Source organism: Streptomyces sp. NPDC001292, from assembly GCF_042896465.1.
Lineage (GTDB): Bacteria > Actinomycetota > Actinomycetes > Streptomycetales > Streptomycetaceae > Streptomyces.
This window is the reverse complement of sequence record NZ_JBIAXG010000100.1, coordinates 1-5,948: the sequence shown is the minus strand read 5'-3', so window position 1 is coordinate 5,948 and position 5,948 is coordinate 1. Positions and strand designations below refer to the sequence as shown.

Sequence of the window (5,948 nt, the reverse complement as noted above, 5' to 3'; positions counted from 1 at the left end):
CGACGACGTCGCCGACGACGAGGGCGACGCGTGCGCCGGACAGCGGGATCACGTCGAACCAGTCGCCGCTGACGCCGGCCAGGGGGTCGGCGGGCAAGTAGCGGGAGGCGATCTCGAGGGCGGCCTGCTCGGGCAGGGTCCGCGGGAGCAGGCTGCGCTGCAGGGTCATGGCGGTGGTGCGTTGGCGGGTGTGGCGCCGGGCGTTGTGGATGCTCAGGGCGGCCCGGGCGGTGAGCTCATCGGCCAGCTGCAGGTCCTGGGGGGTGAAGGGGGCGGGGTTGTGGTGGCGGCTGAAGAGGGCGGCGCCCAGGGTGGTGCCTCGGGCGCGCAGCGGCACCACCATGAGCGAGTGTGTGCCCCACTCGCGGATCCGGGCCGCTCCTGGGTCCTCGCCGGCCCACCGGGCAAGGGTGGGGCCGGTCATCTCGTAGAGCGCCCCGCGGTCCGTTGCCAGGCATTCGGCCACCGGGGACAGCGCCGGGTAGGTGCTGGACTCGCCGACGGCGACCGGGGACTCGGGGCTTCCTTCCAGGACCGAGCGCACGGCGGCGCGGCGCATGGTGACCGGCCCGGCCAAAGCGGTGGCGCCCGCCTCCTCACCGCGCGCAGGGAGCAGGTCGACGGCGGCGAAGTCCGCGAGGCGGGGGACGGCGACGTCGGTGAGTTCCTGGGCTGTACGGGCGATGTCCAGGGTGGTGCCGATACGGGCGCCGGCCTCGTTCAGCAGCATCCGCTCCCTCTCGGTGTGCTCCTCGTGCCCCTGGTGCGCGGTCAGGCACACGCCCCGCAGCCGGCCCGCTCCGTCGCGCAGCGCGGTCAGCGACACCGGCCGGCCACTTCCTGGGCTGTCAGCGCTTCCGGCGTGGGCGGCGGGGAGGAAGGCCTTGGTCCACTGCGGCTCGCCGTCCTGAAGCACCCGGCGCATCCGCGCCTGGATCTCCTCGCTCGCGGGGTGCGGCGCGATGTCCACCAGGCGCAGCCCGCGCATCTCGGCCTCGGTGAGCGAGAGGACGCGCTCCATGCCGGTGTTCGCCGCGACGAGCCGCAGATCCGTGCCGAAGACGGCCAGGATGCAGGGGGACTGGGCGAACGCCCACTCCTTCAGCTCCCTCAGCCCGCCCGGCTCCTCCTCCTGCCCCCGCTGGCCCGGTGCGCCCGGTGTGCCTTGCGGGCGGTTTTCGGGGTGCGGCGGCGGGCTGGTCACGGCGCAGAGAAGGAGCCACTCGGTGGCCGCACCGCCGGTGGCGGTGCGGCGGTGGGCGAGCAGGTGCTGTTCGAGGCGGCGGCCGTCCTGGTGGCGCAGCACCACGGTGCCGTTCCACCGGTCCTTGCCGGCCGCCTGGTGCCCGGCCGCCCGGCGGGCGGCCTCGCCGGTGTCGCCGGCGAGCAGGCCGGTGGCAGGGCGGCCGATGACCTGTGCGGGCTCGTAGCCGAGCAGGCGCCGGGCGCCCTCCCCCCACCCCGTCACGATGCCGTGTTCGTCGACGGTGGCCGTGGCCGTGACGGTGGCGGTGCGGGGCGGCTCGAGCGGGACGTCCGCCTCGCCCGGCCGTTCACCAGGAGGAGTGGGAAGGTGCTCCATCGGCGCTCATCTCCCCTCGCTCGTTCCTCGACCGCTGCTCCCGGGGGGAACCTCCGCGGCCAGGGCCCTACTGACAAGCATGATCCTGCGAGGCAGGAAGCACCAGCACGGTGCCCGGCGAGGTGCCCGGGCCAGGCGAGGGCGCGGACCGCCCCCGGTGGGCGGTCCGCTGCATGCGGGGCCGGGCGCCGAGGGTGGTGTCCAGGACTCGGCCTGGGCGCGTTCGGCGAGGCGTTCGGCGGCGTCCAGCAGGGCCGGGGCCTTCATGGCGCGGGCGAGGAAGGCCAGGTCGGCGGCGGTCTGCCGGCCGGTGCGGGCTGTCTGGCCGTCGGGCGCTCGGGCGGACGTGGTGGTGTTCTGGCCGGTAGGGGTGGTGGTGCGGGCCATCAGGTGTCCTCCTTTCCGCCTCCGCCCTCGATGAGGGTGAACATGCGGTCGTAGCTGCCCAGCTCGCGCTGTTCGACCTCGATGCCGAGGCTGTCCGGGGCCAGGAGTGCGGATCGGGCGGCGTGCGTGCGGGCGGCCTGCTGCTGCCAGACCTCCTCGCGCAGCTGCCGAGCCGCACTCGCGTGCTCGGGGTCGGTGATCGACTGGTGTCTGGCCCAGCAGCGGGCATGGCGGGCCACCAGGTCGTCGCCGCAGGTCACGGTGATCTCCTCGGTGTCGCTGCGGACCGTGACGAGGTGACCGATCGCGCGCGGGTGCACGGAGTAGTCGTTGGTGTCGAGGCGGATGTAGTGGTCGCGGCCCAGGCGGGTGCGAAGCGGCCACCAGTTGGGCGGACCGACCGACGGGATCGTGAGCATCGCCGCGCGGTCCGCCTCCCAGCGGTCCTGCGGCCGAGCGTCGATGCCGCGGTGATGGCGCCGGTTGGCGATCTGCAGCCACGCCGCAAGCTGGGCGTTGAAGTCGTCCGGGCCGGTGAAGACACGCCCGGGCAGGAAGCTGGTCTCCAGATAGCCGTTGGCTCGCTCGACCAGGCCCTTCGCCTCCGGATCCCGGGGCCGGCAGAGGTGGACCCGAACGGCGAGCAGACCCGCGAATGCTGCGAACTCGCTCGTCAAGCGCCCTTTGCCGATACCTGGCTCGTTGTCCCAGACCAGCGTCTTCGGCACGGCCTGCCAGCCGGTCAGCAGGCGCCAGTGCCCGTCGATCAGGTCGCCGGTCTGCCGTGAGGGAAGCATCCGGGCGGTGATCACCTGGAGTAGCCGGAAACGATGACCAGCACCGGTGGGCGCCCGGACTGACCGTAACCGAGCGGGATATCGACCGCCGGGAACCACAGGTCGCACTGCGCCACCTCGCCCGGCTCGTAGGCCGTCCGCGAGACCGGGTCCTCCGGAAGATAGGCCGGCCGCAACTCGCGCACCCGCTCGCGCAGGATCGTCAGCCCGCGTTCCCAGCCGATCCGCTCCGCGATCACCGTCACCGGCATCGTCGGCGTCTGCTTCAAAAGCTCCCGCACGACCGGCTCCACCGCGTCCACCGCCGATCCCTTCGGCCCCCGCCGGTACTGCGGCGGCCGGTCCGAGGCCAAAGCCCGCAACACCGTGTTCCTGGAGATCCCCAACTGCCGGGCCACCGCCCGTGCCGACAGCCCCTCAACCCGGTGCATCCGGCGGATCTCAGCCCAGTCCTCCACGTCGATCACCTCGCTGCCTCCTGACCCCAGACAGTGAAGTCAGGATGATCAAGAGATCGCGCAGTGGCTCACTTTTCTTCCGCCGAACGTGGCCCTCGTTTCACCCGTTGCAGAGACGCCACCGACATGGCAGATGACGGAAATTTCAGGAAATGTGCGAGGGCGTGGAACCGGCCTGGCCCTGCCTGTGTCCGTTAGGGACAAATGCCCACATTTAGGACTCCGTGTCTGCTCCGAAGATGTGGGCCGGGACGACCGGACCAATGCGCCGAAGGAAAGCCGTCATGAGCCTCGCACCCGCCCTGTACACCAAAGCCCCCGCCCCCGCCCCCACCTTCGCATGCGGGCCGGCTGCGCTGGCCCCGCGTGAGCGGGAAGCGCTGCAGCACATCGCCGCCGGGCACACCTACGTGCAGACGGCCCGGCGCATGGGGCTCTCGAAACACACCGTCGATGCGTATCTGCGCCGGATCCGGGCCAAGCTCGGCATCAGCAGCACCGCCGAGCTCACGCGCCTGGCCGTCTCCCTGGGCCTTTGACATCCTCCCCTCCCTGAAGGTATCAGCGGTTTGATCTTGGTTCGAACTCGTTCTCGCAGGTAGCCCCGTTGATGAGATGTCATCAACGGGGCTTCGCTGTTGCCGATCAGCGGCTAGTCCCGTACTTCGCGGGTCGTTGGTTCGTATGGTGTGACCGGTCTGGGGGTGTCCTGGGCGGGGGGTGTGGCGTTGGGTGGGGTGTGTCGATGACTTCCCGGTCTCCGCGGCCACGGTCTCAGCGTCAGCGTTTTGAAGTGGCGGTGACCTCCGTGGTGGAGAAGCGTCTGGGTGCTCTACCTGTCGCTGCCGAGTTTCTGCGCCGGCTGGATGTCGCGGGAATCATCGACGAGGTGTGTCCTGGTGGCGCGAGTGCGCTGGTGACGCACGGGCAGGCGATCGAGGCGTTGGTGGCCAACCGGCTGACGTCGCCCGCGCCGCTGGTGCGGATAGAGGACTGGGCCAGGTGCTGGGCGGTGGAGGAGGTCTTCGGGATCGAGCCCGGTCTGCTCAACGATGATCGTCTGGCCCGGGCACTGGATGCGATCGCTCCGCACCTGGAGCACATCGCGGGCACGGTCGGGGCGCGGGCGATCGGTGAGTTCGGGATCGATGTGGCCCAGATGCACTGGGACATGACCAGCATGTTCGTGCACGGGGCCTTCCCGGTTGAGGGCCAGGACGAGGACTTCCCCGTCATCGGCTACGGGCATCCCAAGGACCGGCGCTTCGATCTGAAGCAGGTCCAGGCCGGACTCGCGGTGTCGGCCGACGGCGGCATCCCGCTCCATGCCCGGGTCTTCGGCGGTGGTGCGGCCGAGGTCAGCCAGGTCGTCGGCGCGATGAAGGACCTGCGGGCCATGGCCGGTGAGCGCGACTTCCTGACGGTCGCCGACTCCAAGCTGGTGTCCTACTCCAACATCTGCGCACTGCTGGCGGCCGGGGTTCACTTCATCGCCCCGGCCCCGGCCGCGCAGGTCAAAGACGAGGTCTATGCCGCTCTCGACCTCGCACAGGCCACCGTCGTGGACTGGACACCGGACCGGGAAGCGGGCAAGCCCACCGAGCGGCGCGAGACCTACCGCGTGCTGGAAGACACCCACACCCTGACCGGGCCCCGCAAGAGCGATCCGCCCATCACCGTGCGACGGATCCTGGTCCACTCCACCGCGAACGCCGCCGGCCAGCAAGCCGCCCGGGACACACGCCTGGCAAGGCCACCGAAGACCTGAAGAAGCTCACCGCTGCGGCCGGCGGACGCCACTACAAGACCCGGGAGAAGATCGTCGCCCGGATCGGTGTCATCGCCGCCAAGCGCCGTGTCACCTCTTGTCTGCGCTGGACCGTCACCGATAACGAGGACGGCACCGGTCCTGACCTGGCACTTCGACACAGGCGTGCTGAACGCCGAAGCCACTGTCGACGGCTGGTACGCACTGCTGACGTCCGTCCCCGCCGACCAGGCAGACGCCGGGCAGGCCCTGATCCACTACAAGGGCCAGGGCGCGGTCGAGCGCCGCTACCACGACTTCAAGGGCCCCCTCGCGGTCGCACCCGTCTTCGTCCAGCACAACCGGCGCGTCGCCGCCTTGATCCAGGTCAACTGCCTGGCCCTGCTGGTCTTCTGCCTGATCGAGCGGCAGGTCAGACGGGCGCTCGGCCCCGGGCAGACCATGAGCGGCCTCCACCCCGACAACCGCCCGGTTCGCCCCACCGGCCGCATGATCTTCTACCACCTCGGCGAACTCACCCTGCGGATCGGCAACGTCACCGACCCTCCCACCGTCCAGATCACCCGCGGCGTCCAACTCCAACTCCTCGACCTCCTCGACACCGACATCGGACAAACCCGCTGGCCCCAGATGTGACGGAGCGCTTCAGCTGGCCCGTGAGCGCGAGAGCCGGCCCTCAATCGGGCACGGGTTCTGTCACTGATGGCGGTGACGTGCGACAACCGGCGCGTCCACACTTGGTCGGCGCCGCAGACAACACCTTCATCAAAGGCAGTGCACCGCCCGACACTGGGCGCGGGCAGACTACGCACATGCAACTCCCCGCCGAAGCCGTAGCCGCCGCTGTGTTGCTCGAGCTCCTAAGGATCTCCGAACTCCCGACAAAGCGGGGCATCCCGTACCCCGGCAAGGTGGGCGCCCACTGGATCGGGAGCGAGGTCGCCAGCGCCCTGGCC

Annotated in this window: 5 protein-coding genes and 1 pseudogene; 3 read left to right on the top strand and 3 right to left on the bottom strand. The window is 70.7% G+C overall.

Translation table 11 applies throughout. The features are described 5' to 3' along the window. The 3 genes and pseudogenes from ACFY4A_RS42010 to istA all read right to left on the bottom strand — a co-directional run. The coding region (locus tag ACFY4A_RS42010) for a PAS domain-containing protein (RefSeq protein ID WP_390834590.1) at positions 1-1,582 on the bottom strand (1,582 nt) is incomplete at its 3' end. Positions 1,583-1,588: 6 nt separating this feature from the next. Next, entirely contained in the window at positions 1,589-1,969 is a 381-nt protein-coding gene (locus tag ACFY4A_RS42005; protein ID WP_390834589.1) for a hypothetical protein, read from the bottom strand. Continuing rightward, positions 1,969-3,233, bottom strand: a pseudogene (gene istA / locus ACFY4A_RS42000) (IS21 family transposase). The gene ACFY4A_RS42005 and the pseudogene istA overlap by 1 nt, the downstream one beginning before the upstream one ends. Before the next feature lie 275 nt (positions 3,234-3,508). On the opposite strand from istA, the gene ACFY4A_RS41995 reads away from it, so the two are divergent. The 3 genes from ACFY4A_RS41995 (at position 3,509) to ACFY4A_RS41985 (ending at position 5,628) form a co-directional block, all read left to right on the top strand. After that, positions 3,509-3,763, top strand: coding sequence for a response regulator transcription factor (locus ACFY4A_RS41995; RefSeq protein WP_390834588.1), 255 nt, complete (start codon positions 3,509-3,511; stop codon positions 3,761-3,763). A gap of 254 nt (positions 3,764-4,017) precedes the next feature. Continuing rightward, entirely contained in the window at positions 4,018-4,992 is a 975-nt protein-coding gene (locus tag ACFY4A_RS41990) for an IS1634 family transposase (protein ID WP_390834587.1), read from the top strand. A 165-nt stretch (positions 4,993-5,157) separates the two neighbouring features. Continuing rightward, the gene (locus ACFY4A_RS41985) at positions 5,158-5,628 is read left to right on the top strand and encodes a hypothetical protein (RefSeq protein WP_390834586.1); all 471 of its coding nucleotides are present in this window, start codon (positions 5,158-5,160) and stop codon (positions 5,626-5,628) included. Positions 5,629-5,948 lie beyond the last annotated feature (320 nt).

Bases quoted from the DNA above. Each gene is read 5' to 3' on its own strand.
- ACFY4A_RS41995 (WP_390834588.1), top strand. From the start codon at position 3,509: ATGAGCCTCGCACCCGCCCTGTACACCAAAGCCCCCGCCCCCGCCCCC.
- ACFY4A_RS42005 (WP_390834589.1), bottom strand. From the start codon at position 1,969: ATGGCCCGCACCACCACCCCTACCGGCCAGAACACCACCACGTCCGCC.